At 38.1% G+C, this 26,803-nt stretch carries 19 protein-coding genes; 16 read left to right on the forward strand and 3 right to left on the reverse strand.

The features are described 5' to 3' along the window. Window positions 1-37 precede the first annotated feature (37 nt). The 7 genes from ACPDG9_RS05640 to ACPDG9_RS05670 all read left to right on the forward strand — a co-directional run bounded on the left by ACPDG9_RS05640 (window position 38) and on the right by ACPDG9_RS05670 (window position 11,705). The gene (locus ACPDG9_RS05640; protein ID WP_430526783.1) at window positions 38-964 is read left to right on the forward strand and encodes a FecR family protein; all 927 of its coding nucleotides are present in this window, start codon (window positions 38-40) and stop codon (window positions 962-964) included. Continuing rightward, window positions 948-4,295, forward strand: a complete 3,348-nt coding sequence (locus ACPDG9_RS05645) for a SusC/RagA family TonB-linked outer membrane protein (RefSeq protein WP_430526784.1) — start codon at window positions 948-950, stop codon at window positions 4,293-4,295. Before ACPDG9_RS05640 ends, ACPDG9_RS05645 begins: the two co-directional genes overlap by 17 nt. A gap of 11 nt (window positions 4,296-4,306) precedes the next feature. Beyond that, window positions 4,307-5,569: a RagB/SusD family nutrient uptake outer membrane protein gene (locus ACPDG9_RS05650; protein WP_430526785.1), complete on the forward strand. Its 1,263-nt coding sequence runs from the start codon at window positions 4,307-4,309 to the stop codon at window positions 5,567-5,569. Then, window positions 5,569-6,489, forward strand: coding sequence for a phosphodiester glycosidase family protein (locus tag ACPDG9_RS05655; protein ID WP_430526786.1), 921 nt, complete (start codon window positions 5,569-5,571; stop codon window positions 6,487-6,489). Before ACPDG9_RS05650 ends, ACPDG9_RS05655 begins: the two co-directional genes overlap by 1 nt. Before the next feature lie 2 nt (window positions 6,490-6,491). Beyond that, window positions 6,492-8,192: a BACON domain-containing protein gene (locus tag ACPDG9_RS05660; protein WP_430526787.1), complete on the forward strand. Its 1,701-nt coding sequence runs from the start codon at window positions 6,492-6,494 to the stop codon at window positions 8,190-8,192. Between the two features lie 163 nt (window positions 8,193-8,355). Then, window positions 8,356-10,038, forward strand: a complete 1,683-nt coding sequence (locus ACPDG9_RS05665) for a pseudouridine synthase (protein ID WP_430526788.1) — start codon at window positions 8,356-8,358, stop codon at window positions 10,036-10,038. Window positions 10,039-10,472: 434 nt separating this feature from the next. Then, entirely contained in the window at window positions 10,473-11,705 is a 1,233-nt protein-coding gene (locus ACPDG9_RS05670; RefSeq protein ID WP_430526789.1) for a DUF445 domain-containing protein, read from the forward strand. A 2-nt stretch (window positions 11,706-11,707) separates the two neighbouring features. Here the strand turns inward: ACPDG9_RS05670 and ACPDG9_RS05675 are convergent, their stop codons facing one another. Together ACPDG9_RS05675 and hisS are read right to left on the reverse strand one after the other, a co-directional pair. After that, window positions 11,708-12,193 carry a hypothetical protein gene (locus ACPDG9_RS05675; RefSeq protein ID WP_430526790.1) on the reverse strand — a complete coding sequence of 162 codons (486 nt, stop codon included), beginning with the start codon at window positions 12,191-12,193 and terminating at the stop codon, window positions 11,708-11,710. 229 nt (window positions 12,194-12,422) lie between these two features. Beyond that, window positions 12,423-13,793 (reverse strand): histidine--tRNA ligase, encoded by a 1,371-nt coding sequence (hisS, locus tag ACPDG9_RS05680; protein ID WP_430526791.1) that lies wholly within the window; start codon window positions 13,791-13,793, stop codon window positions 12,423-12,425. A 532-nt stretch (window positions 13,794-14,325) separates the two neighbouring features. Between hisS and ACPDG9_RS05685 the strand changes: the two genes are divergently transcribed. The 7 genes from ACPDG9_RS05685 to carB all read left to right on the forward strand — a co-directional run bounded on the left by ACPDG9_RS05685 (window position 14,326) and on the right by carB (window position 23,146). After that, window positions 14,326-15,567 carry an ABC transporter permease gene (locus tag ACPDG9_RS05685; RefSeq protein WP_430526792.1) on the forward strand — a complete coding sequence of 414 codons (1,242 nt, stop codon included), beginning with the start codon at window positions 14,326-14,328 and terminating at the stop codon, window positions 15,565-15,567. A gap of 62 nt (window positions 15,568-15,629) precedes the next feature. Further along, window positions 15,630-16,094 carry an SgcJ/EcaC family oxidoreductase gene (locus ACPDG9_RS05690; RefSeq protein ID WP_430526793.1) on the forward strand — a complete coding sequence of 155 codons (465 nt, stop codon included), beginning with the start codon at window positions 15,630-15,632 and terminating at the stop codon, window positions 16,092-16,094. Between the two features lie 103 nt (window positions 16,095-16,197). Beyond that, window positions 16,198-16,794, forward strand: coding sequence for a hypothetical protein (locus ACPDG9_RS05695; protein WP_430526794.1), 597 nt, complete (start codon window positions 16,198-16,200; stop codon window positions 16,792-16,794). 34 nt (window positions 16,795-16,828) lie between these two features. Further along, window positions 16,829-19,072 carry an ATP-binding protein gene (locus ACPDG9_RS05700; RefSeq protein ID WP_430526795.1) on the forward strand — a complete coding sequence of 748 codons (2,244 nt, stop codon included), beginning with the start codon at window positions 16,829-16,831 and terminating at the stop codon, window positions 19,070-19,072. A gap of 3 nt (window positions 19,073-19,075) precedes the next feature. After that, a complete protein-coding gene (locus ACPDG9_RS05705; protein ID WP_430526796.1) occupies window positions 19,076-19,708 on the forward strand; it encodes a response regulator in 633 nt (210 codons plus the stop codon). Between the two features lie 281 nt (window positions 19,709-19,989). Next, a complete protein-coding gene (gene rpmH, locus ACPDG9_RS05710; RefSeq protein ID WP_002990519.1) occupies window positions 19,990-20,151 on the forward strand; it encodes a 50S ribosomal protein L34 in 162 nt (53 codons plus the stop codon). Window positions 20,152-20,293: 142 nt separating this feature from the next. Next, window positions 20,294-23,146, forward strand: a complete 2,853-nt coding sequence (gene carB, locus ACPDG9_RS05715; RefSeq protein WP_430526797.1) for a carbamoyl-phosphate synthase large subunit — start codon at window positions 20,294-20,296, stop codon at window positions 23,144-23,146. A 46-nt stretch (window positions 23,147-23,192) separates the two neighbouring features. Here carB and ACPDG9_RS05720 read toward each other — a convergent pair whose 3' ends face one another. Beyond that, the gene (locus ACPDG9_RS05720) at window positions 23,193-23,603 is read right to left on the reverse strand and encodes a hypothetical protein (RefSeq protein ID WP_430526798.1); all 411 of its coding nucleotides are present in this window, start codon (window positions 23,601-23,603) and stop codon (window positions 23,193-23,195) included. A gap of 299 nt (window positions 23,604-23,902) precedes the next feature. Here ACPDG9_RS05720 and ACPDG9_RS05725 point away from each other — a divergent pair, with 299 nt between their 5' ends. Further along, the gene (locus ACPDG9_RS05725; protein WP_430526799.1) at window positions 23,903-25,213 is read left to right on the forward strand and encodes a DNA recombination protein RmuC; all 1,311 of its coding nucleotides are present in this window, start codon (window positions 23,903-23,905) and stop codon (window positions 25,211-25,213) included. Window positions 25,214-25,486: 273 nt separating this feature from the next. Continuing rightward, window positions 25,487-26,800 carry a magnesium transporter gene (gene mgtE, locus ACPDG9_RS05730; protein WP_430526800.1) on the forward strand — a complete coding sequence of 438 codons (1,314 nt, stop codon included), beginning with the start codon at window positions 25,487-25,489 and terminating at the stop codon, window positions 26,798-26,800. Window positions 26,801-26,803 lie beyond the last annotated feature (3 nt).

A 26,803-nucleotide genomic window follows, 5' to 3' on the forward strand; every position in this document is an offset into this window, starting at 1 on the left:
TCCTGTTTTGTACTCTTTTCTATATAAGACCAAAACAATGGAGAAAAAGTTCAAAACTATTTTACAACAACACCTACAAGATTCAGCCTCACCTAAAGAAGAGGAAGCCATTGAATCGTTTGTAGAGAAAATGCAGGAGAACGGTATTCCTCTACAAGAAGTACAGCAAAATCTTCCACTCAAAAACGCCCTATATCGTTCCATTCTCGCCCAGTCTTCTGCTAAGAAGCGTTTAAAAAAGAGGAAAAATCAAGGGATAATAGCTGGGGTTTTAGTACTGTTCTTGAGTACCTTAGGCTACTATGTGCAAGCAAGTCTTCCTCAAACTTACACGTCAGCTGAGGATACTCAACTCATTACCCTAGCCGATCAATCTAAAATCACGTTATTCCCCCATAGTAAATTAACCGTTTTCAACTCATATAATCAAACAGACCGCCAGGTTCAACTGATAGGAAAGGCTTTTTTCTCGATTAGTACAAACAAACAACTCCCTTTTACTGTACGAACGAAAGAGCTGGAAACCTCTGTTTTAGGGACCTCCTTCCTTATAGAGGAGGACAAAACTTCAACGGCCATTGAGGTTCATACGGGAAAAGTAAAAGTGCAAACGAAAACACCCACTGACTACGTCATTCTTCTCCCCCAAGAGTCTGCTCATTTTGAAAACCAACGCCTTCAAAAATACAATGCACAAAACGACCGTATGTCTTCTTGGAACCAATCACTAAACATGGTCAATGCCTCTTTTGCCCATTGGAAAGCAAGCATTGAACGTGAATTTGACATCCTCATTTTATCAGAGAGCAAAGCGATTCAACACATCAAAATAACGGGAGATTATCGCAACAGTAATTTACAAGATATTCTGGATAGTTTTTGTTTTATCCACAACTTAAGCTATAGCAATCAAAACAATTTAATAACTATAAACGAAACAAACACACATGATTCACAACACTAAATTGAGCATACGAATACGCTTGTATATCGCTTGTTGTATTTTCTTAGGTGCTCAATACAACTATGCTTTTAGTCAAGATCATCTGAACAGAGCAACACCGATGAACATCGTACTGGCCGCGAAGAAGACAAATGTAAACCATGTTTTCAAAGCCATTGAAGAACAAACTTCGTATAAAGTCGTTTTTTCTTCTGAAATGATAGACATCAATACGGCTATTTCAGTTGAAAACACCTCGGCAACGCTCTACAGTTTATTGGATGTCATTGCCAAAGAAACAACAACAGCTTATCGCATCAACAACAATTTAATTTCCTTTAAACGCGAAGCTCAACGTACACAACGCCCAGAACAAGTAGCACAAACCATTACAGGAAAAGTAGTGGATTCAAATGGAGAGCCCCTACCTGGAGCTATTATTCAAGTACAGGGGAGTGCTGTTAGTACGCTGAGTGATATAGATGGAAATTTCAATATCAAAGCTGTAATTGGCAAAGACCAATTACAAATTTCTTTTGTTGGTTTTACCACACAAATCGTTCAAGCGAAAAACAACCTAACCATCCAATTAGGGGAAAGCACAAGTGATCTAGATGAGATTATTATTGTAGGATATGGGACACAACAAAAGCGATTGGTTACAACAGCCATTGACAAAATGAGTGTAACCAATGAAAACATGCGTACAGTTGCTTCTCCTGTTGAATTACTTCAAGGTAAAATGGCCGGGGTAAATGTCAATTTGAGTTCTGGAAACTTAGGAACAGGTGAACGCGTGTCTATCCGTGGGATATCTTCTATCAGTGCGAGTAACGAGCCATTATATGTTGTAGATGGTATTCCGCTATACAACCCTTCTGCGCAACTCTTCAACATGGGCGAAGGGATGAGCTCACTTAGCACTATTAATATGAAAGACATTGAATCTATCGAAGTATTAAAAGATGCTGCGGCCGCAGCCATTTACGGCTCACGTGCCAACAATGGTGTGATTATCATCACAACCAAATCAGGAAAGAAAAACAGCAGTGCTGTTCGCTTCAATATCAACACTGGAATTTCTGAATTCGCTAATAAAAACAAGCTAAAAATCACGAATTCAGACAAATATATCGCGCAATACAACGAAGGGGTATCCAATTACAACAAGCAGTATAATCTACAAGTAGGTGATAAAGATTATAAGAGTCCAATCAGCAATCCTTTCGGTAATCTTCCCGACACCAATTGGTTAGATATTATTACGCAACGCGGAACCTTTACTGATGTAGATTTATCTTTTTCTGGAGGATCTGAAAAAACAACCTACTACCTTGGTGCTTCTTATTTACAACAAGACGGAGTAATTAAGACCAACAGCATGAAGCGCTATAATTTAAATACCAAGCTTCAAACAGAAGTTACACCATGGTTGACAATTGGAACCAACAACAACTTATCTTATGTCCGCAACAATCAAGTACCAGGTCCGAATCTAGGAACAACCATTATTGCAAGAGCCATAGAACAACGTCCGTTTGACCGTCCTTACAAACCCAATGGCGATTATTATATTGGAGGTACGGAAGAATTATTGCGCCACAACCCCATCCAAATTTTAAATGAACAAAAAACGTATTTGGATTTATTTCGCTATGTTGGAAACTTATATGCGGACATCAAAATTTTACCGAATTTAACCTTTAGAAATAGCATTAATACAGATTTCAATTATACCTATGATTATTTGTATTACAACGAAAAACACCCTTATGGAACAGGTGTGGGACGTTTGGTCGATTCGAAGCGAACCATTTTAAATTTAGAAACGGAAAACATTTTAACTTACAATCAAAACTTCAATGATTTTGGTTTGACCGCTATGGCTGGGCATACGTTTCAGAAAGTAACAAATAATACGACAGGAATTGACGGTCGCGGTTTTCCTTCTCCTTCTTTTGACGTGATCAATGTAGCTTCAGAGATTACAGGAGCAACGGGTTATGTAACAGAATATGCCATGGAATCGTACTTCTCTAGGGTTAGCTTGGATTATAAAAGCAAGTATATTTTAAACGCGTCCATTCGAACGGACGGATCGTCAAAATTTGCTCCTGATACTCGTTGGGGTTGGTTTCCTTCTGTGTCTTTAGGATGGAACATCGACCAAGAGGATTTTATGCAAGACTTGGGAATTGATGCAAAGATGAGGTTGAGTTATGGTAGTACAGGAAACCAAGAGGGAATCAATAATTACGGCTATTTATCGCTGCTTTCAGGAGGCAATGACTACGGTTTAGAAAGTGGAATTTCGGTTTCTAGTTTTGGAAATAATGCTTTAACATGGGAAAAAGCAGATCAAACCAACTTCGGTATGGACCTCGCCTTTTTTGATAGACAATTGACTTTCAGCTTGGATATGTACAAGAAAAAGACAAACAATCTCCTTTATTCCATGCCTATTCACGCCACTTCAGGTATGTCGAGCATCTTAACGAATATAGGCTCTATGGAAAATAAAGGAATTGAGATTGCCTTGGGTACCGATTTTACATTCGGCCAATTTCAATGGCAATCCAATTTCAACATTGCTACCAACAAAAACAAAATCACCCAATTGATTGACAACAAAGGAGAGCCTTTATCTATTGGGGGCAATCGCGCCTTACAAGTAGGCAAAGATATTGGTTCATTCTATCTCTTTGTACAAGAGGGAATTTATCAATACGACGGAGAAGTACCGCAAGAGCAATATGAACGAGGCGTTCGTGCGGGAGACGTAAAATGGAGAGACAGAGATGGAAACAACATCATTAACGACAATGATAGAGAGGTAATCGGCAGTTCTAATCCAGATTTCTTTGGAGGTTGGAACAACAGTTTTAGGTATAAAAACTTTCAACTCGATATTTTAACCACGTTCTCTTATGGTAATGATGTTTATGCCGGATGGAAACCAGGGGTTCTTGGAAAGCTAGGAGATCGATTCCCTATTTTGGAAGAGTACTACGACAACCGCTGGACAGGACCAGGTTCTACTGATCGTTATCCTAGAGCTTTAATGGGAGATACCAACAACAATAAAAATTCCGATCGCTGGCTAGAAGATGGATCGTACTTTAAAATACAATCCGCTACTTTGGGGTACAACTTTGATCAAAAAGTATTGGATCGCCTTAAAATCAAAGGACTTCGCGTTTATGTTCAGGGAACCAACTTACTATTACTAACAAAATATTCTGGTTGGGATCCGAGTGTGAGCCCAAGTTTAGATGCGCGTTTCTACGGGAATGACGCCCTAGGTGTTCCACCTACTCGCACTTTCTCTATTGGTTTAAATGTCAATTTTTAATCGAAAACAAAATGAAAAAAATACTTTTATTCGCCTTTAGTCTTTCGCTCCTTTCATGTAGTAGCGAATTGGACTTACACCCTAGAACGGGGATTTCACCAGAAGCGATTACACCCAATGATTTAAAAGCCTTAGAAAATGGAATGTACAACAACGTTCAAAATGATCCAAGACGAGAATCGTGGATTATGTTTGATATCATTGGAGGTAATGTTCAAGGCTCTAGCACAACAAGTAAAGATGTTATTAACAACACACTAAATCCTTTAAATGGACTAGTAGTCAACAGTTGGAAAGGATATTACAGTGCGTTATATCAAGTAAACAACGTCATTGCTATAGCAGAGGCATTGCCCTTAGATGAAAACACACGTCGAGTAAGAGGAACCGCGCATTACTTTAGGGCTTATATCTATTATAGCTTAGTAACGCGATGGGGCGATGTACCACTCTTAACCCAAAACACTTTAGAAAAGCCTGCGCGTACGCCTAAAGCACAAGTATGGGAACAAATTGAAAAAGACTTAGCCGAAGCGAAAGATTTTCTAGCTCATGCTAAAAACTACTACTACGTTTCAAATGATGCAGTAACAGCCTTGCAAGCAAGAGTGATGTTGAGTCAAAACAAAATGCAAGAAGCATCAGAATTTGCAGAAAGCCTAATTACCAATGGTAAATACGCCTTAGATTCATTTGAGAAAATCTTCCGAAAAGAAGCTAACACCGAGATTATTTTCGCCTTTGAAAATCTAACACCTGAATCCTCTAATACGATCAGTACTCTATTTTACAACTATGGTCATCCCAACAAAGGGAGTTATGTATATGCTCCATCTAAAGAGATTTTAGCACTCATCACTCCGGAAGACAAGAGAAGAGCCATTTCCTTTGGTGTATTTGGAGGACAAGATTGCATCAACAAATACCCAAGCGGACAAACGGGTACAGATCCCGTTATTATTTCTCGTATTGCAGAAATGTATTTGATCAGTGCGGAAGCGTCTTCCCTTGCTTTAGGTACAGAGCGACTCAACGCTGTTCGAACAGCAAGAGGTTTACCTGAAGTTCATCCAGCAACACAAGAAGAGATGACAACCTGGGTACTCGAAGAAAGACGAAAAGAATTCTTAGCAGAAGGTTTTTCTTACTACGACTATGTGAGAACCAATACAGCCAAACAAAAATTAGGTCTTTTAGACTACCAACACCTCTTGCCTATTCCTGGTGGTGAACTACAATTAAATGAAAAATTAACTCCTAATCCTGGTTACTAATGAAATCACTAAATTATATCTTATTCAGCTTACTGATCAGCTTTCAAGTATCATGTCAAACAAAAACGGACGATACTTTTACAACCTATGAAGCCATCCCCAAAACCGAAATGGGGGCTCAATTAGTTAAAAATAGCAACTTGATTGCGCAGGTATTTAAAGATTCAACCTACACCTTAACGGAAGGAGTACAAGTAAATGAATTTTCGTATTTAGCTAAAAAAGGATATACGATGAAAACGTTTGTTTACACGGTTGACTTGAATAATCCAAGCGTATCTGTTGTTGCCTCTATGCCGCATAACAAACCTGAATTTGCTATGCAACCAATGACAGAGCAAGCTACAGCCCTCCTCAATCCAAATTTTGAAGTTGTAGGTGGAGTCAATGGCGATTTTTACGATATGACTTCCGGTGTACCAAGGGGAATATTCGTATTTAACGGTATGATCTTACGCGCTACCGCTTCGAATCGAAATGAAGGATATCTTGCTGTGGATAAGCAAAACAAAGTCAGCTTAGAAGAAATGGAAAATTTTGATCAACAAGCAGCAACTTTACAACAAGCCGTATCTGGTGGTGTTTGGTTGGTAAAAAATGGACAAACGGTAGTTCAATCCGACAAGGAAATTCACCCGCGTACTGCTGTTGGAATAACCAGTAAAAATCAACTGTTGTTAATGGTAGTTGACGGTAGAAACTACACCTGGTCGAATGGAATGAATTACGAAGATTTAGGAGATTATATGCGTAGCATTGGATCTGAGCGCGCGTTGAATCTCGATGGTGGAGGAAGTTCAACTTTCTTTATCAATCCAAACTTTACCGTTAATAAATTCCAAATTCGAAACTTACCTTCAGACAATGGAGGGATAGAACGAGCAGTAGGCAATGGAATCATCATTACTAAAACCAAATAAACATGCATACAAGAACGTTCAAACCTTTAGTAATTCTAGGTCTTTTATACTCTCTACTATTTGTTTTACTCAGTTGTAGTGCAGATGACAATCGCTATGGTTTTACACCAACTAATCCCAATTTATCACTGACCCAAAAAGAGTTTGAAGTGAGTAAAGAAAAAGGACAATTGGAAGTTAATTTTGAGTCTAATTTACCTTGGCGTGTTGAATCAAATGCCAATTGGATTTCCTCAGATCTCCTTCGTGGAGATGTGGGTAAACACACCTTAAAAATCACCTACGACAGAAATCTAGCTTTAGAAGATCGCGTAGGATCGTTGACGATCAAAATTACGGATGACAGCCAAGAGAAAATCACCCTCAAACAAGCTAAGGCAAGTATAGATGATACGTACACCCATTACTATGTCAAAGAAAACGGCCAAGGAGATGGTAGCAGTTGGGAACAAGCCACTACCCTAGACAACGCTTTACAACTCGCATTGAACAACAATGACATCATTCACCTAGCAGAGGGAACCTATCATCCTGGTGCACATGAATTAATTCCGAATGCAGCAGAGAAAGACAAGACCTTTTTAATTCAAGCCAATATCAAGCTTATCGGAGGTTATCCCAAAGAAGCTACCACAGGAAGTACCCCCAATCCTCAAGCACAGACGATCCTTTCTGGAAAAAATCAAAGTGTACACGTTATGACCATTTTAGCGCCTAAACTAACTGGCTTAAAGGTAACTTTAGAAAATTTAACCATCACAGCAGGAAATAGTGATGCTGGAGCGAGTAATTTAACCTTGAAAGGAATGAATATCCCTCGAGATCACGGTGCAGGCCTCTTGGTCATTGCTTCTGATGTGAGCCTAAACAATTGCAAAATCGTCAAAAACCAATCAGGACGTCATGCGGCAGGTATTTATGCAGACAAACAAAGTGTACTAACAATTAACCACTCTATTATTAATGAAAATACAGGGGTAAATGCCAACTCTAATGGGGGTGGAATTTTCTTAAACAACTCCAAAGCTTTTATTCATTTCTCTGATATTTCCTTTAACAAAGCAGGAGGTGTTTCTGGTGGAATACAAACCTTAAACAATTCGGAAATCAACTTAACGAATGTAACCGTAACGAATAATCAAGCAAGAGCTAATGGTGGAGGAATCTATCATCGCGATAATTCTAAATCGATCATGGTAAACACCTATTTCTACAACAACGTTGCTACTGCAGGAGAAGGTGGAGCCATTTCAACCCACAACGGAGCCGTAATTCATTTGATTAATTCGACCTTGTACAAAAATGAATCGAGCAAAAACTTTGGAGCAATCAACAACCAAGCAAACAATACCATTTACTTGTACAATAGTTTAGTATTTGACAATCCAAGTACGGCCAACAACAATGGTATTAACCCTATTGGAACCCTAACGGCAGTAAAATCAGGAATTCACAATCAATTATTTGGCGAAGAGAACGTGGTAACAGGAACTTTTTCAGCACAAGATGTTCAAACGGCTGATCCGGAGCAACTCACACCAAATAGCACATCTAGTCCCATTGCCACTCAAGGAATGAGTGTAGAGGAACTAATGGAGCTTCGCAATCAATTGAGTATTGAAGTTCCCATTGAAGTGTTTACTTCTGATTTAAATTCAAAAGCACGAACAGGAAGCAAAACCATAGGTGCTTATCGCTTATAAACTTAATTTTTATTTTCAATACACCCATACAAAGCCATCCCAATAAGATGGCTTTGTTGGTTAACTAAAAGTTTAAACGAGCTGATTTCTACGGCAAGAATATAGAATTCCAATTGCGCCTCAGCGAATAATCCGTAATTTTGCGGCAATCAAATTCAAACCCATGTCAATCTCTGATGTAGCTTTTAGACGATTTCAATCGGATATTTCCCTAATCAATAAACCCGAGAAGTTTACTTTTCCCTTTTATTACGAACCTCATCCGTTGAGTATTCTAGCGAGTGAGGAGTTGCAAGGCGAATTGGAAACCCATACTCTACTCGCCCCCTTGTTTGATTCAGCCAATCCTGAACGCTTAGCAGCGGGTAAAATGTTTGGGGTATTACTCGTAGAAAATTCAGACGGTGAATTGGGGTATTTACGTGGTTTTTCGGGTAAATTGGGAAATTACACCCATGTAGATGGTTTTGTACCACCTGTTTTTGATCTTTGGAATAAAGACAGCTTTTTCGCTCAAGAAGAAGCCGTTTTAAACAACATCAATGCTACAATTGAAAAGCTACAAAAGGACAATAGCTACCAAAATGCACAACGCCTTTTACAAGCGCAACTAGCAGGTGAAAAAGAAGCAATAGCCCAGAAAAAAAATGCACTAAAACAGCTCAAACAAGCGCGTAAAATCGAAAGAGATACACAAGTAAACGCAATGAGTTCTATTGAATTTGAAGCGTTTAATGAGGATCTGATTAAACAAAGTTTACGCGACAAACACGAATTGCGCGTACTTACCACCTACTGGCAAGAACAAATCGAAGCGACTCAACAGTTGATACTCGATTTTGACACGCATATCAATACCCTAAAAGAAGAACGCAAGCAAAAATCTAATGCTTTGCAACGCAAACTTTTTCAGCAATATCGCTTTCTCAACTACAACAAAGAAGAACAAGATTTACTCGATATTTTTGAACAAACAGCACTTCAACAACCACCTGCAGCAGCAGGGGATTGTGCAGCACCTAAGCTCTTGCAATACGCCTACCTCAACGGCTATAAACCCCTGGCAATGGCAGAATTTTGGTGGGGTGAATCCCCTAAATCAGAAATTCGAAAACACCAACACTACTACCCAGCTTGTCGCGGTAAATGTGAACCGATTTTAGGGCATATGTTGCAAGGGTTAGACGTGGATGATAACCCACTGTTGATCAATCCTGAACTACAACGTCCGATTGAAGTGGTGTATGAAGATGAGGACTTTGCGATTGTCAATAAACCAGAAGAATTCTTAAGTGTTCCTGGAATTTACATTCAAGACTCCGTCTATGAACGCATGAAAATACGATACCCCAAAGCAACAGGTCCCATTATTGTTCATCGCTTGGATATGGCAACCTCTGGTATTTTAATCATAGCCAAAAATAAAGAAGCACATAAAGCACTGCAAAGTCAATTCATCAAGAAAACAGTAACCAAGCGCTATGTCGCTTTATTAGATGGAATTATCGAAGGGAATGAAGGTTATATTGATTTGCCCTTACGCGTCGATTTAGAAGATCGCCCGCGTCAAATGGTGTGCTTTGAACACGGAAAACCCGCTAAAACCAAATGGGAAGTCATCGAACGAAAAGACGGTAAAACCAAAGTGTACTTCTATCCCATCACTGGAAGAACCCACCAATTGCGCATGCATGCCTCTCATCCAATGGGTTTAAATACCCCTATTGTCGGTGATGATTTATATGGTACAAAAAGCAACCGCTTGTTTTTACATGCGGAATCCATTACGTTTAAACATCCTAAAACCTATGAAATGGTTTCTTTTCAAGTAAAAGAACAATTTTGATCACGTTAACTGTTACTCCCCATACCTCATACGGACTTTAGTCCCACCATCTTCGGAATAAGTACACGTTACCTCCATGGTGCGTCCATAGTGAGTCTATTAAAAGTATCGTTTCAATGGACTCACTATGGACTCACCATGGACTCACTATGGACTCATCTCCTACGAAACCAATAGAAATAACAACTATTCCCCTTCTATGTCTATTGCGTTCCCCTCCCGCTTCATCCATCTTTTATCTCATTGGACTTCTGTTTTATTTTGGTATTCGGAGGATCTTCACTGCGTTACTATTTGATTTTGAAGTACAATAAATGGACACTTCACTTTGATTTGTTGCGTTACTTCGTTTAAAGAATCAACTTAATTTTCTAGAAAAATCATATCTTTAGTTCTAAATTAGATCACTCATAACTGATCACTCATAACTGATAATGCCAGATAAAAAAGCTCAACTTCGATTACATAAGCGAATTGCCACAGGATTGTTTCTAATTATGGCAGTGATTTACCTTGCGATGGTGTATTGGCTTAAATACCATCCGGCGAATTGGATGGGCTATGTCAAGGCATTTGCAGAGGCGGCTATGGTAGGTGCTTTGGCAGATTGGTTTGCAGTTACTGCCCTATTTCGTCATCCCATGGGATTAAAAATCCCGCATACAAACCTAATAGAAAACAAGAAAAATGACATTGGTGATAATCTCGGTTCTTTTGTAACAGATAATTTCCTAACACCGACAACAATTCGTCCTTATATCAATAAGCTAGAAGTGGCTCATTTTTTATCCACTTGGCTCAATCAACCTAAAAGCCAACAGCTCGTAGAACGAGAGCTCATTTTCTTGATGCAATCCATTATTGAGGACCTCAATGAAAAGCAAATCATCGATTTCTTGACTAAAAAAGCACAACAAGGCATCAACCAAATCAACCTGCAACAGTTTATTGCCCAAGGCGTGCGCTATGCCATAGATCAGAATGAACACAACCGTTTGATTACTTTGGTTTTACCTAAAATTCAGACCTATGTAGAAGAACATCGAACAGAAATTTACAATCAAATTATAGAGAAAAAACCTCTTTTGGGATTAGTAGGTGGAAAAACAGTTACAAACCAATTAATCAAAGGGTTACACACTTTCTTGGAAGATATTCATACCCATGAACAGCATAAAGTACGAGCAGAAATTACCACACAATTGGCTCAATTCGCCACGGATCTCGAAACATCTCCTGCTTGGAAAGAGAAATTACACGCGCTCTTGCATCAATTTGTAACAGAAGACGTCATTCATCAATACTTGACTGATTTTTGGCAAACATCTAAACAGACCTTACACACACAACTTCAAGAGGAAGAATCGACGATGCGTACCTATATCAAGCAAACGATTCAATCCATCGCGCAGAACATTGCCCAAGATCTCGATTTACAACAGCGCCTTAATCGATGGATACAAGTTACATTGTATCGTTTAGCTCTTCGCAATACACGGGAGGTGGCAACGTTAATTCGCACGACAGTGGATCAATGGGATGGTCGAGAACTCAGTGATAAGCTTGAGCTTGAAGTAGGCAAAGACCTGCAATTCATTCGAATTAACGGTACACTCGTTGGGGGACTTGTAGGACTTCTTATCTATTGTTTGACACAATTGTTGTAGCGCTATTGTATAGTAACAAAGCGATTGCGAATGTGATCGGTCAGCATTTTTTGCACTTGAGGATCTAATTCGGTCTGCTTTAAGAAATCGAAATAAGAAACCATTTCATGCATTCGCTCAGGAGAAAGCTGAATATTTGCAGTGCTTAAAAAAGTATCAAAAGAAATATGTGCGGCACATACATAGTCAAAGAGGTAGTCTTTTCCTCCTCTTTCTAGTAACTCTTGAGCCAGTAGGTGGTAGTGCGTAAACACAGAGAAACTCACCTGAGCTACCTTTCCCAATTCAATAAAAAGATCTCGAACTAAATCAAGACTCACCGTGTGAATCTGATCACAAACAAGGATTGCGATTTGTTGTCTAAAGATATAATTTTCGTCCTTAAACTTAGATCCGAACTTTCCGTTCCACTTTAAGGTTAACCAATCTCGATCTGTTTCTTTATAATTCTCAATAAAACTTTGGATTTCAACATATTCTACCGACATACTTAATTATTTACTAGTTATATTCCCCTTGGGCTAAGGTAATACATAATTTTCGGTCTGCTTTTTTTGAAAAGTTTTTTTTCTATACTATTTTATGCTAAGTGCACAATGCGAATCAGCAAAAGCGAACTAAAGAGCATAAGACTGCTCTAGATACTGTAAATCAAAGAGATAAAAAAAGGGTTAGACGTTCTAACGTTCAACCCTTTTTGTTTTTACTTGACTAGTGTTACTCCACCATATTTTTTAATTCTTCGAAGCTCACGATCTGTTGCTCTCCAGAAGTTAAGTTTTTCACTGTAAATTTTTGCTGTTGCATTTCTTCGCTACCCGCTAATACAACAAATGGAATTGCTTTTTTATCTGCAAATTGAAATTGTTTACCCATTTTTGCTTTATCCGGATACACCTCTGTTTTCACTCCTGCATCGCGTAATTGAGCGACAGCTTTCATGGCATAACTCATTTCTTCTTCTCCAAGGTTTAGGAACATCACTTTTGAAGAGGCATTAACTGTAGCTGGGAACAAATTAAGTTCTTCCATCACCAGGTAAATGCGGTCTAATCCGAACGAAATACCAACTCCACTCATCTCTTTCAAACCGAAGATCCCAGTTAAGTCATCGTAGCGTCCACCTCCACCGATCGATCCCATTTGAACCGTCTCAGGTGCACCGATTTCGAAAATCGCCCCCGTATAGTAATTCAATCCCCGAGCTAAAGTAACATCTAAATTCAATTCCGCCGTAGAAAGTCCAATTTTATCGATTTCACGACCAACAAAAGCCAATTCCTCAACACCTTTTGTCCCTTGTTCAGACGCAGATAACAACTGACCTAGTTGTTTAATTTTATCTTCAAAGCTTCCCGTAAAGTTAAATAAAGGCTGTACTTTCTCAATGGCCACTGCATCAATCCCCTTTTCAATCATTTCGTTTTTAACGCCCTCTTCTCCTATCTTATCTAGTTTATCTAAAGCGACTGTAAAATCAATCAATTTATCACTCGCACCGATTACTTCAGCAATACCCGCTAAGATCTTTCTGTTGTTTAATTTAATTGTCACCCCCTTAATGCCCAAAGCTGTAAATACTCGATCGTATAACAACACGAGCTCCACTTCTTGCCATAGGGATTTTGATCCAACTACATCGGCATCGCATTGATAAAACTCTCTAAACCTTCCTTTTTGAGGGCGATCTGCACGCCAAACCGGTTGCATTTGGTAGCGTTTGAACGGAAAATCTAATTCATTTTGATGCATCACAACATAACGTGCAAAAGGCACGGTTAAATCATAACGCAAAGCTTTCTCTGAAATCTGAGTAGTTAGTTTCAGACTGTTCTTATCCGCTAGTAGTGTTTCATCCACTTTAGACAAATAATCTCCTGAATTTAATATTTTAAAAATCAAACGATCCCCTTCTTCACCGTATTTCCCCATCAAAGTATCTAAATTCTCAAAAGAAGGCGTCTCTATTGGATGGAAACCAAAATGCTCAAAATGATGACGGATTGTTTGCATAATAAATTGTCTTCTTGCTACTTCAATCGAAGAAAAATCTCTTGTCCCTTTTGGAATACCCGGTTTCTTTGCCATTTTTATTAATTTTCAAAAATTATTCAATGCTACAAAAATAGCTATTTTTTAGTTAGAAAGAGGAAAGAGGAAAGAGGTGAAGGGTGAATTTTTCTAAAAAAGGCAAGTATTCTCTTGTAATTGAACACAAAACAACTTTTTTGTTGGCTGTTGGTCGTTGGTTACAGGAGTCCTTTTTCCTGTTTAGCTTGACTAAGCTTTTTGCATAGAACTCAATAAACGAAACCTGATTTAGGGGATGCGACCTATCTCACTTATTTCATATTGGTTTTGGTATTCGATGAATCTTCACTGCATTTCGATTTTCGCTACGCTCCGATTTCTCCTACGTCGAGGTGACATACGAACCGAAAACTTGACTGTAAGAATATTGTTACTCTCCCCAACTTTTGCACCTGATCCTATATCTCACCTATTTTATATTGTTTTTTGTGTTTCATGAATCTGCGCTGTGCTCCGATCTCTTCTTTATTTAACAACTTTTTCCTACCTTTACTTGTAACACTTCGCCTTTTTCAACTACTAATCAGCCATGTGGAAAATAACAATTGAAAACATAAAAATTGCTGCAACGAGTATCAGAAGTCAACTTTTGCGTACCTGTATTACCGTGTTTATCATAGCCATAGGTATTTGGGCTTTGGTTGGTATTTTGTCTGTGGTAAGTGCTTTAAAAAACACGATTGTTGAAGACTTTTCCTCTATGGGTGCTAACACGTTTACCATCAGTCAGTATGACACAGCGGGAAGAATAGCGAAAAACCAATCCAATCAAGTTGAAAACCCAACGATTACCTATACCCAGGCACAGGATTTTAAAGATCGTTACCACTATCCTTTTTCTGCGGTTTCTCTTTCCTTTACTGCGGCATCGAACATCGAAGTCAAGAACGATTACATCAAAACGGATCCTGAGGTTAGTATTGTCGGATGCGATGAAAACTACCTTAGCAATAGTGGATTATTACTTTCACAAGGGCGTAGTTTGAGCTATACAGATTGCAAAAACAATCATTTTGTTTGTGTAGTGGGATCAGACTTCGCTAAGAATATGTTCAAGGGACAGTCACCCATCAACCAAGAAATTTCCATTCGCGGTTATAAATTTAAAGTTGTGGGGATGCTCAAAGAACAAGGAAGTACGTTTGGGCAAAATGAAGATCAACGCATCTTTATTCCCATTCAAATTGCGCGCAATATCTTCAATGCAGCAGACATCAATTACACCATTAAAGTGGGCATTCAACAAGAGGGTTTCTTAGAACAAGCCATCGATCAAGCTACTCTAGATTTCCGAATAAGTCGGAATTTAGCCGTTTCACATGCGTCTAATTTTGGTATTGAACGAAGCGATGACATGATTCGGTCATTAGAAAATCAGGTGGGTATGCTCAATATGGCCGCTTGGTTAATTGGTCTTATTACTATTTTAGGCTCGTCTATTGCCTTGATGAATATTATGTTAGTATCCGTAACAGAACGAACAAAAGAAATTGGCATTCGCAAGTCTCTTGGCGCGAAAAGAAAGACAATTGCGCAACAATTTTTTACCGAAACACTTATCATTGGTCAACTAGGAGGACTCATAGGGACCTTATTGGGCATAGGAACAGCTTACTTAATGACCTCGCTTCTTCACTTCTCTTTTGCTATTCCATGGTCGGCTATTTTAGCAGCCTTTATCACTACTTTAGTGGTAGCTGTTTTATCAGGTTTATACCCTGCAATTAAAGCTTCTAAATTAGATCCTGTTGAAGCACTTCGTTACGAGTAAGTTAATTGTCCATACAATCTCAAGGGAACTGTTTATTTTTACTGACCGTAAAATACACCACTATGCATAGAATCTTACCAGAGCACATTGCTGAGCAGTTTGTTACCGCTTGGAATAAAAATGACGCGGAATATTTAGCTGCAATTTTTGTCGACAATGCTGATTTTGTCAATGTTACAGGTTTATGGTGGCAGAACAAAAACGACATTTATCGAGCGCATGATTATGGCTTACGCGTCATTTTCAATAGTGCTCAGCTTGAATTAAAACGCACTAAGGTTAGGTATATCACCGATGATATCGCTACCGTTCACGCCCGCATTCGCTTGACCAATCAAACCGCTCTTCTAACAGGTGAAGTCCCTCAAGTTCGAAATACCTTATTTTTATTTGTCGTACAAAAGATCGAAGGAATTTGGTTTTGTCTAGCGGCTCAAAATGCAGAAGTACAAAGTGGAAAAGAAACCTTCATTAAAAAAGAAGACGGTAACTTTGAAGCTGTTACTTATGGGCAATTCAAAAAATAAAGACCGTATGCTTTTCTACTAATACTCAAATTCATCATTTTTAGGGAGTACAACAAAACCGCTTAATCGCTACTTTTGCCAACAACTAACAATCTTTCTTTTTATGAATAAATTACTGTTGACTTTAGGACTTAGCCTTTGTAGTTGGGTTCTGACACAAGCACAAGAAATTACAACCAACACTATCCTTGTTAAACAGGACGGAAAAACCATTGTAATTGATCAAAAAACACAAAACATTACCTTAAAGCCAACGCGCTTTAGTATTGAATTTCTAAATAAACCCTACCAGGATAAAAAAGACTTGTTCTACGCAGCAAAAGCTATGTTGACAGATAACAGTCAATTTGTAAATGACTATGAGTTGATGGCATTTGACGATATTCCATTCTTTAGTCCGGGAACAGGTTTTGCTGCTTCTTTCGACCAAAACAACGTATTTCCCTTTCTCAGTGAAGAAGGACATCAGTACTTATACTATGCCTCTAACAGCGATCATCGCATCAACAAAATTGGCAAGAAAAATGAATGGGATATCTACCAATGGAATCTCGACGGTGTAACAATCGATGGGAATGAAATTCCTTGGTCTCAGTATCGCATTGGCGAACTATACCTCTATTTTGTGGTAGATCAAAACTTAAATAATACGATTGATCCTAATGAGCATCATTTAATTCGAATTACCTTTAAAAAATAAAGAAACTGTTTCCGTTCAAACAACATACCTGTCTATGTCCTATTTTTCTAATTTTTCTTTGCTCTTAGTCTTGGGTTGGTTTTTCTTAGGGGGGATCTCCACAAAAGGCTATGGACAAGAAATACTAACCAATTACAAAGCTCAATACGACAAGACGACTCCAGGAAGTACAGCGCGATTTGAACTCGTTGGAAAATACGCTCAAGCCTTGTACTTCCATGAAAAACAACAGGAAGCTCAACAAATCTTACAAGAAAACATTCGCCTTGCAGAAAAACAAGGAGACAAAACTAATGCAGCCTATCTCTATGCAATTTTAGCGATGAATGCACAGCTAAATGAGCAACCAAGAGAAGCAACAAAATTCATCACCCAAGCCCTTGATTATGTACAAAACAGTGATCAGATCGAAATCAAGGCGTATGTCAATTATTGTCAAGGTTGGATCTATGTGCGCAATAACCAAGAAGCTAAAGCCGTACAATCGCTCTTAACAGCCATTACGTGGTATGAAAAAGCACCACCATCACCCACAAAATTAAGTAGACTATCTGCAACCTATAAAGAGTTAACGAGTATCTATGCGAGTTGGGACGATTACGAACTACAAGAAAAATACAGCAAACTAACCCTAGATGTTGCTATCCAACAAAACAACCCCAATGCTCAGTTTGATGCGTATATGATGATGGGGTATTTGTATGAAAGTGAATTTTCTCAAAACAACAACAATATTTACGCTCGGGATTTAGCGGAGAACTATTATAAAAAAGCAATTGAAATCTACGAAAAAAACAAAGAGGTAATTCCTTTTCGTTCGGACTTAGCCTTTGTATCCAATAATTTAGCTAGTTTATACCTGCGTGCATTTCCCAAACAATACAAAGAACAAGCAACCCATTATGCTAACTTAGCTTTACAACAAGCAAAAGAAAGCAATCAATCTAATTTCCAAGCGTCTTCTTATGGTATTTTAGCGGAAATAGCCCTGCAACAAAATGAAACAAAAGTAGCAACTGGTCACCTACTATCCGCTTTATCTGTGATTAACAACACCAATTTACCAGATAAAAACACCTTACTTTCTATCTATGAAAGTTTGGCATACCTCAATGAAACCGAAGAAAATTTTGCCGGTGCTTTACACTTCAATAAGCTCTACTTGCAAACCTATCAGTCTATTTACGATCAAGACAAACTTGAAGTGAGTAAACGCTTAGAGGCGCAATATGAAAAAGACCAACAAAAACAGCAACTGTTGACTTTACAACTAGCCTCTGAGAAAAAGGAACAACAAATTCAATTGATGAAAACGTTGGGTTTACAACAACAACAGGAGTTAGAGAACTTAAAACTACTAGAGGAAAACCAACGCAAGAGATTAGAGATTAGTCAACTCGAAACCGAAACACACGCACAAGCACTGAAGTTGTCTCAATTGGAGAACGACAACAAGCGCTTAGATATTCAGCATTTTAAAAAAACGCTCTCTTTTCAAGAAAAAGTCAAATTCTACTTTTTGGCGTTGGCGATTGTTTTTGCCATACTCTTACTTGTTTTACTTTACGTGTATAAACAGCGAACCAAGAGTATGAAACAACAAAAAGAGTTGTACAATTTGGCGCTAGAAAAAGAGAAACAACATGCCAAGATTGCAACCTTAACAGCCCTACTAGACGGACAAGAACAAGAGCGATCTCGTTTAGCTCGAGATCTACACGATGGACTAGGAGGATTACTATCTGGCACTAAAATTCAGCTAAGTAACCTCAACAACAAAATTTCAACGGACAACAAAGCAGAAATGACCAAATCTATCGAACATTTAGACAATGCTGTGGATGAGCTCCGTCGTGTGGCCCATAATCTAATGCCAGACTTACTGCTTAAATACGGATTAGAAGAAGCTTTAAAAGAATATGCCAGTCGTATGTCAACGGATCAATTGGATATTGATGTTCAATTTTTAGGCTATACCCATACCTTAGTACAGGACAAGCAACTGTTGGTCTACCGCATTATTCAAGAATTAGTCAACAATGCCTTAAAGCACGCTGATCCTAAACAAATTATTATTCAACTTGTTGAAAATACAGATTCGTATATGGTTACTATTGAAGACGACGGTTGTGGTTTTGACCTGACACAGGTTCAACGATCTAAATCCGCTGGTTTACACAACATCCAATCAAGGGTGCAATTCCTCAAAGGGGAATTACACTTTCATTCAGAACGAAACCTTGGAACGAGTATTGATTTTCAATTCCCAAAACTTTAACCCATGATAAAAGTAGCACTCACTGACGATCATCCTTTACTATTAGAAGGATTAAAGAACATATTAAACAAACAGGAGAACATTCAAGTAACGGGTTGTTATGCTTCCATGGAGGCTTTACAAAAAGGATTAAAAAAGAACCCAATCCATATTTTGTTGCTAGATATAAATTTAGAAGACATCAACAGTTTGGATTGGATCAAACCCTTGAAGAAAAAACACCCCGAGATGCAAATCATTATGCTAAGCGTCCACAATGAGTTTGCGGTGATCAATAGTTCACTACAAGAAGGTGCTTCAGGTTATATTCAGAAAAACGCATCCGTAGATGAGATCGTACAGGGAATTAACAGTGTATATGAGCAACAGATCTTTTTGTGTTCACAAACACAAAGCGTTTTGGAAAAGAAAAATAAGGATGGATTAAACACCATTCCCAAACTCACGCGCAGAGAAAAAGAAGTTTTAGTAGTAGCAGCACAAGGGTTTACGACCCAACAAATTGCCGATCGCCTCTTCATCAGTACACATACCGTAGACAGTCATCGCAAAAATTTGATTGAAAAATTTCAAACCTCAAACCTCAGTTCTGTGATCACTTTGGCTATTGAATATGGGTTGATCAAAAAAGCATAACGAGCAGGTGCAATTCGACAACGAAAGGAGGTTAGAAATTAACATAATTTCTATTTTTAGGTAGTTAAAAAAATATTTTCCTTATATTTGGCTGGATGTGTTGCGGATTTACCCTTAGGAATTCAACCTAAATCAGTACTAATCGCAAGTTTCTAAAAATATTTTACAAAAAGACTTTGTAAGAATCAAATGACTTTATATATTTGCACTCGGTTTTGTGGCAAGTACATCAAAACTGAATTTTTTGAGAAGTAAAATACTAAGATTTAAAGATAAACGCAATGAGCAAGAGAACGTTTCAACCTTCAAATAGAAAAAGAAGAAACAAACATGGTTTCATGGAAAGAATGTCTACTCCTAATGGTAGAAAAGTATTAGCTGCTAGAAGAGCTAAAGGAAGACATAAATTAACTGTTTCTTGTGAAACAAAACATAAACATTAATGTTTTGATTAAAATATAAATAAAGGTGTTACTCATTTGGTGGTAACGCCTTTTTTTATACTTTGTCGGAAGCATCACGATACAATCACACACACTATACTTACTTTTTTACAAAGTAGTAAATAATAAACAACACAAGAAAATGCCTAAAGACACTTCTATCAAGACCGTATTAATCATTGGTTCAGGACCAATCATCATCGGACAAGCTTGCGAATTTGATTACTCAGGTTCACAATCAGCAAGATCATTAAGAGAAGAGGGAATTAAAGTTATCTTAGTTAACTCGAACCCCGCAACAATTATGACTGACCCTTCTATGGCGGATCATATTTATCTAAAGCCATTAACTGCACGTTCAATTATTGAAATTTTAGTTGCGCATCCAGAAATTGATGCTGTATTGCCTACAATGGGAGGACAAACAGCGTTGAATTTATGTTTGGAATGTGATGAAAAGGGAATTTGGGCAGACTTTGGTGTTCGTTTAATTGGTGTAGATATTAACGCGATTAATATCACAGAAGACCGCGAACAGTTCAAACAATTATTAGAGCGTATTGATGTTCCTGTTGCTCCAGCAAAAACGGCAACGTCTTACTTACAAGGAAAAGAAATCGCACAAGAATTCGGCTTTCCTTTAGTTATCCGTCCGTCCTTTACCTTAGGAGGTACTGGTGCAGCTTTTGTACACAATGCGGAAGATTTCGACGATTTATTAACGAATGGTTTAGAAGCTTCTCCCATCCACGAAGTGTTAATTGACAAAGCTTTACTAGGATGGAAAGAGTACGAATTAGAGCTATTGCGCGATAAGAATGACAACGTTGTTATCATCTGTACCATCGAAAATATGGACCCTATGGGAATCCATACAGGAGATAGTATCACGGTAGCACCAGCAATGACTTTATCGGATAGAACCTTCCAAAAAATGCGCGATTTATCGATCAAAATGATGCGCAGCATCGGAAACTTCGCAGGAGGTTGTAACGTGCAATTTGCCGTATCTCCAGACGAAAAAGAAGATATCGTAGCAATTGAAATCAACCCACGTGTATCTCGTTCATCGGCTTTAGCTTCTAAAGCAACGGGATATCCGATTGCTAAAATCGCAACGAAATTAGCGTTGGGATACACCTTAGATGAATTGCAAAACCAAATTACAAAATCTACTTCTGCCCTATTCGAGCCGACGTTAGATTATGTAATTGTGAAAATTCCACGTTGGAACTTTGATAAATTCGAAGGAGCTGATAGAACTTTAGGATTGCAAATGAAATCGGTAGGTGAGGTTATGGGTATTGGTCGTTCCTTCCAAGAGGCACTTCACAAAGCAACGCAATCATTAGAGATTAAACGCAACGGTTTAGGTGCTGATGGAAAAGGATATACCAACTACGACCAAATTATTGAGAAATTAACCCATGCAAGTTGGGATCGCGTATTTGTAATTTACGATGCTATTCAACATGGAATTCCATTGAGTAGAATCCACGAAATCACAAAAATTGATATGTGGTTCTTGAAACAATACGAAGAGCTCTATTTGTTAGAGAAAGAAATTTCAAACTACACGATCGAAACGTTACCAAAAGATTTGTTGTTAGAAGCAAAACAAAAAGGATTTGCGGACAGACAAATTGCTCATATGTTGAAAACACTAGAGAGTAAAGTACACGATTTAAGAGATAAAATGGACATTCAACGTGTATTCAAGTTAGTAGACACTTGTGCGGCTGAATTCCCTGCAAAAACACCGTACTACTATTCTACTTTTGAAGCGGATATCCAAAAAGCGGACGGAACGAGATACGTTTCTAACGAAAGTATTGTAACAGACAAGAAAAAAGTGGTTGTATTAGGTTCTGGACCTAACCGAATTGGACAAGGAATCGAGTTTGACTACTCTTGTGTACACGGGGTATTAGCAGCTGAAGAAGCGGGTTATGAAACGATTATGATCAACTGTAACCCGGAAACGGTTTCTACTGATTTCGACACAGCTAACAAATTGTATTTCGAACCTGTATTCTGGGAACACATTTACGATATCATCCGCCATGAGAAACCAGAAGGAGTAATCGTTCAGCTAGGAGGTCAAACGGCTTTAAAATTAGCAGAAAAATTACACCGTCATGGAATTAAGATTTTCGGAACAAGCTTTGACGCCTTAGACTTAGCAGAAGATCGCGGACGTTTCTCTGCTTTGTTAGAAGAGTTAAACATTCCTTTCCCTCAGTTTGGTGTGGCTAAAACAGCAGATCAAGCATTGCAATTAGCAGATCAATTAGATTTCCCTTTATTAGTTCGTCCATCGTATGTATTGGGAGGACAAGGAATGAAAATTGTCATCAATAAGAAGGAATTAGAAGAGCACGTTATTGATTTATTAAACCAAATTCCTGGTAACTCGCTTTTATTAGACCACTATTTAGATGGAGCTATCGAAGCAGAAGCTGATGCCATTTGCGATGGTGAAAACGTGTATATTATCGGAATCATGGAGCATATTGAGCCATGTGGAGTTCACTCCGGAGATAGTCACGCCATGTTACCACCATTCAACTTGGGAGAATTTGTATTGAATCAAATTAAAGATCACACGAGAAAAATTGCAGTTGCTTTACAAACAGTTGGTTTAATCAACATTCAGTTTGCAATTAAAGACGATATCGTTTACATCATCGAAGCGAATCCAAGAGCTTCAAGAACGGTACCATTTATTGCTAAAGCCTATGGAGAACCTTATGTGAACTACGCAACAAAAGTAATGCTAGGACACAATAAAGTGACAGACTTTACTTTCAATCCACAGTTAAAAGGATATGCAATCAAAACACCTGTGTTCTCTTTCAACAAGTTTAGAAATGTGAATAAAGCTTTAGGACCTGAAATGAAATCAACAGGAGAAAGTATCTTATTCATTGACAACTTAAGAGACGACCAATTCTATGAAATCTATTCTCGTAGAAAAATGTACTTGAGTAAATAAATACACAAAAAAAACTCTTCCAAATGGAAGAGTTTTTTTATTTCTATTAGATTTCCTTTATAGACCCCATTATGTATCCCTGTCGAGGGGTAAAACTAAAAAGTATACCTCCAACGCAGGCTTCATATTCATTAGACTTATCCCCTTTCCCTACTCGGATAATAAAAACGGCACTGCTCACAACATTATGTGATCTAGCGATCCGTCTTCTCAATTCTTCGAGTTGATAATCTCCAAGCGCCACATCTCCTCTACTTCTAGCGCGCATCTCCTCTACATAGGAGAAATTACAGCTAATATACTCCTCTTGTACCACAGTTCTCTTGCGTTTCGTACCAATCCAATTGCTATAAAATGTTTTGACTTTAGCTGAGTCCTTTGCTGTCATGGCCGAAGTTGCAACGACATCCCTCTTCACTTTTTCTTGTGCTTGAAGTTGAACCGTAAATAAAAACAAACCTAAAACTGCAAAATAGTATTTTTTTCATATCCATCCTATTTATCTGTTAGACCTTACTCATCACAATATTAAGTACTTAACAATATTAAGCACTTAAAAACCACCCCCCTATACTGTTAATTTACTACATATAACCAAAATAAAAAAACTATTTTAACAAAATATAGCTAAAAAAGCGAAACATCATTTTTCATTTTGACAAAGCACTTTATTTTTTTGCTACAAATCGGATCAATTCAAATACAATAGAACCGTTTAATATTTGTTATTTTTGAGGGGTACTATACTATTATACTATGTCTCAAGAAATCATATTAGGTCTTTTAATTCTTTCTATTTTACTCCTTGTTTTTCTTTTGGGAAAAAAGTCATCCAAGGCAACTACAAACACAGCTGATTCGTTACAACTAGTAGCGGAAAAAGAATTCCTAACTCAGCAAAATAAGCAACTCCTAACCGATAAACAGAAGATAGAAGAACAAACAGAAATACTTCGACAAGACAATCAAGAGCTGATTGCTCGTATCTCTATTCGCGAGACAGAATTGCTCAACCTAAGAGAAAAGCTCGACCTACAGCACAAACAAACTGTACAGCTACAGGAACAATTCACGATTCAATTTGAAAATCTAGCCAATAAAATACTCGAAGAGAAAAGCGATAAGTTCACGCAACTCAATAAAGCCCAGATGGAGACGATTCTCACGCCATTGCAAGAGAAAATAGGCTTGTTTGAACAAAAAGTGGAGCAAACCCACAAGGAGAGTATTGATCATCATGCAGCGCTACGTCAGCAGATTTTTGGCTTGCAACAAGTACACGCGAAAATGAGTGAAGAGACCCTAAACCTAACCAAAGCCTTGAAAGGCGATAACAAAATGCAAGGGAATTGGGGCGAAATGATCTTGGAGAGTGTACTAGAGAAATCGGGATTAGAAAAAGATAGAGAGTATCAAACGCAACCAAGCTACACCACAGACAACGGCAACCGTCTACAACCTGATGTTGTCATCTATTTACCGGATAATCGCCATTTAGTTGTGGATTCTAAAGTTTCTTTAGTCGCTTACGAGCAGTATATCAACACCACAGAAACACAAGAACAAAATCGCTTCTTACAAGAACACCTCCTTTCCATCAAAAGACATATCGAAAACTTGTCAGACAAGAATTACTATGAGCTATACAAAGGAACGAGTCCAGATTTTGTACTGTTGTTTATTCCCATCGAGACGGCCTTTTCTATCGCTGTAAACGCAGATAATTCCCTCTATACAAAAGCGTTTGAAAAGAATATCGTCATCGTTACCCCCTCAACGCTACTCGCAACTTTACGCACAGTAGAAACCATTTGGCGACAACAAAAACAGCAAGAAAATGCGTATGAAATCGCTAGACAAGCCGGTTTATTACACGATAAATTTGTAGGTTTAATCAACGATTTAACCAAAATAGGTAAAAAATTAGACGAAACGAGAAATGAATACGACAGTGCCTTTAACAAGTTGAGTCTAGGAAAAGGCAACTTACTGACTTCCGTTCAAAAATTAAAAGATATGGGCGCCAAAACAAAGAAAACCATCGATCCTGATTTACTTCAAGAATAGAGCGTGGGTTAGCAGGGATCAGTTATGAGGTATCGGTTGATTTTACTGAAATAGGAAGAGTTTTTGCTTTTTTGTTTGACGAACATTCCTTCGCCTCACAAAAAAGCAACAAACAACGAACAAAATATAACCTACCTCTAACTCCTAGTCTGCCTAATTTTGATTAACTTTATTATTAGAATATGATTAGAAATTTTAATTTCCTATAACTAAGCTTTACTTTTGCATTCGAAATGAAAAAATGATTGTTAAACACTTTATAAAATTCTAACTATGTTTTTTAAAGATATGCACCCAGCCGACGTTGCTGAAGCGATTTCAGCAATGAGAAGGAGAGAACGAAATCTTCATTTTCTAAAGCTTTCCCCCGAACTGAAGGTCGAAGTGTTTTCATTTTTAGAGATTAACATTCAAGAAGAAATTGTGCGCAGCATGACACGAGAGGATTATGCTGAAGTACTCAATAACCTAGAACCTGATGACAGAACAGAGTTACTAGAGAACTTTCCTGATGAATTAATCAAGTATTCTATCAACTTATTAAATGATACCGAAAAGCAGATTGCGCTAAATTTAATAGGCTATAAAGAAGACAGTATAGCGCGTTTGATGACGCCTTTATATATTCAAACGAAAGCTAATAAAACGGTTAAACAGGTTTTTCAGCACATCAAAAAATACGGCAAAAAGGCAGAAACGCTTAACTACATTTATGTAGTTGATGACCATAATGTATTGATTGACGACTTGCAAGTGGGACAGTTACTATTGGCTGACGAAGATACCTTAATTGCTGATTTAATTGACCATACCTTTGTTTCCTTAGTCACGACTACTCCAATGGAAGAAGCCTTTGACGACTTTGAAAAATACGATCGTTCTGCTTTACCTATTATCACAGAAAAAGGAGTACTTGTTGGTATTGTAACTTTTGACGATATCTTGGATAAAATTAAGGAACGCGATACAGAAGATATTCAAAAGTTTGGGGGGATGGAAGAGTTGGATTTATCTTATACACATACACCGCTCTTTGAATTAGTAAAAAAACGCGCAGGATGGTTAATTGTTCTCTTTTTAGGAGAAATGCTAACGGCTTCGGCTATGAGCTATTACGATCAGGAAATTGAAAAAGCCGTTGTATTAGCTTTATTTGTTCCTTTAATTATCTCCAGTGGAGGAAATTCAGGTTCACAAGCAGCCTCTTTAATTATACGTGCCATGGCTCTAGGAGAGTTAAAACTCAGTGATTGGTGGTATGTCATGCGCAAGGAAATTGCCTCTGGATTGATGTTAGGTGGTATCTTGGGAATCATTGGTTTCGTGCGTATTTTCATTTGGCAAGAGGCAGGTATCTATGATTATGGAGAATTTTGGCTCTATGTTGGTCTAAGTGTTTCCGTTTCCTTACTGTTCATTGTTTTATGGGGAACCTTATCTGGTTCTATTATTCCATTTGTTTTGAAAAAGTTTGGCATGGACCCCGCAACAGCCTCTGCTCCTTTTGTAGCTACTCTAGTAGACGTTTCAGGATTGATTATCTACTTCACCATCGCAGCTATGTTCCTTACAGGAAAACTACTGTAATAA

Source organism: Myroides sp. C6-3 (assembly GCF_050522425.1).
GTDB lineage: Bacteria > Bacteroidota > Bacteroidia > Flavobacteriales > Flavobacteriaceae > Flavobacterium.

Coding starts and splice junctions, on each gene's coding strand:
- ACPDG9_RS05695 (WP_430526794.1), top strand. CDS start 16,198: ATGAATAAATTACTGTTGACTTTAGGACTTAGCCTTTGTAGTTGGGTT.
- mgtE (WP_430526800.1), top strand. CDS start 25,487: ATGTTTTTTAAAGATATGCACCCAGCCGACGTTGCTGAAGCGATTTCA.
- ACPDG9_RS05645 (WP_430526784.1), top strand. CDS start 948: ATGATTCACAACACTAAATTGAGCATACGAATACGCTTGTATATCGCT.
- ACPDG9_RS05640 (WP_430526783.1), top strand. CDS start 38: ATGGAGAAAAAGTTCAAAACTATTTTACAACAACACCTACAAGATTCA.
- rpmH (WP_002990519.1), top strand. CDS start 19,990: ATGAGCAAGAGAACGTTTCAACCTTCAAATAGAAAAAGAAGAAACAAA.
- ACPDG9_RS05660 (WP_430526787.1), top strand. CDS start 6,492: ATGCATACAAGAACGTTCAAACCTTTAGTAATTCTAGGTCTTTTATAC.
- ACPDG9_RS05705 (WP_430526796.1), top strand. CDS start 19,076: ATGATAAAAGTAGCACTCACTGACGATCATCCTTTACTATTAGAAGGA.
- ACPDG9_RS05700 (WP_430526795.1), top strand. CDS start 16,829: ATGTCCTATTTTTCTAATTTTTCTTTGCTCTTAGTCTTGGGTTGGTTT.
- carB (WP_430526797.1), top strand. CDS start 20,294: ATGCCTAAAGACACTTCTATCAAGACCGTATTAATCATTGGTTCAGGA.
- ACPDG9_RS05655 (WP_430526786.1), top strand. CDS start 5,569: ATGAAATCACTAAATTATATCTTATTCAGCTTACTGATCAGCTTTCAA.
- ACPDG9_RS05690 (WP_430526793.1), top strand. CDS start 15,630: ATGCATAGAATCTTACCAGAGCACATTGCTGAGCAGTTTGTTACCGCT.
- ACPDG9_RS05665 (WP_430526788.1), top strand. CDS start 8,356: ATGTCAATCTCTGATGTAGCTTTTAGACGATTTCAATCGGATATTTCC.
- ACPDG9_RS05670 (WP_430526789.1), top strand. CDS start 10,473: ATGCCAGATAAAAAAGCTCAACTTCGATTACATAAGCGAATTGCCACA.
- ACPDG9_RS05685 (WP_430526792.1), top strand. CDS start 14,326: ATGTGGAAAATAACAATTGAAAACATAAAAATTGCTGCAACGAGTATC.
- ACPDG9_RS05725 (WP_430526799.1), top strand. CDS start 23,903: ATGTCTCAAGAAATCATATTAGGTCTTTTAATTCTTTCTATTTTACTC.
- hisS (WP_430526791.1), bottom strand. CDS start 13,793: ATGGCAAAGAAACCGGGTATTCCAAAAGGGACAAGAGATTTTTCTTCG.
- ACPDG9_RS05675 (WP_430526790.1), bottom strand. CDS start 12,193: ATGTCGGTAGAATATGTTGAAATCCAAAGTTTTATTGAGAATTATAAA.
- ACPDG9_RS05650 (WP_430526785.1), top strand. CDS start 4,307: ATGAAAAAAATACTTTTATTCGCCTTTAGTCTTTCGCTCCTTTCATGT.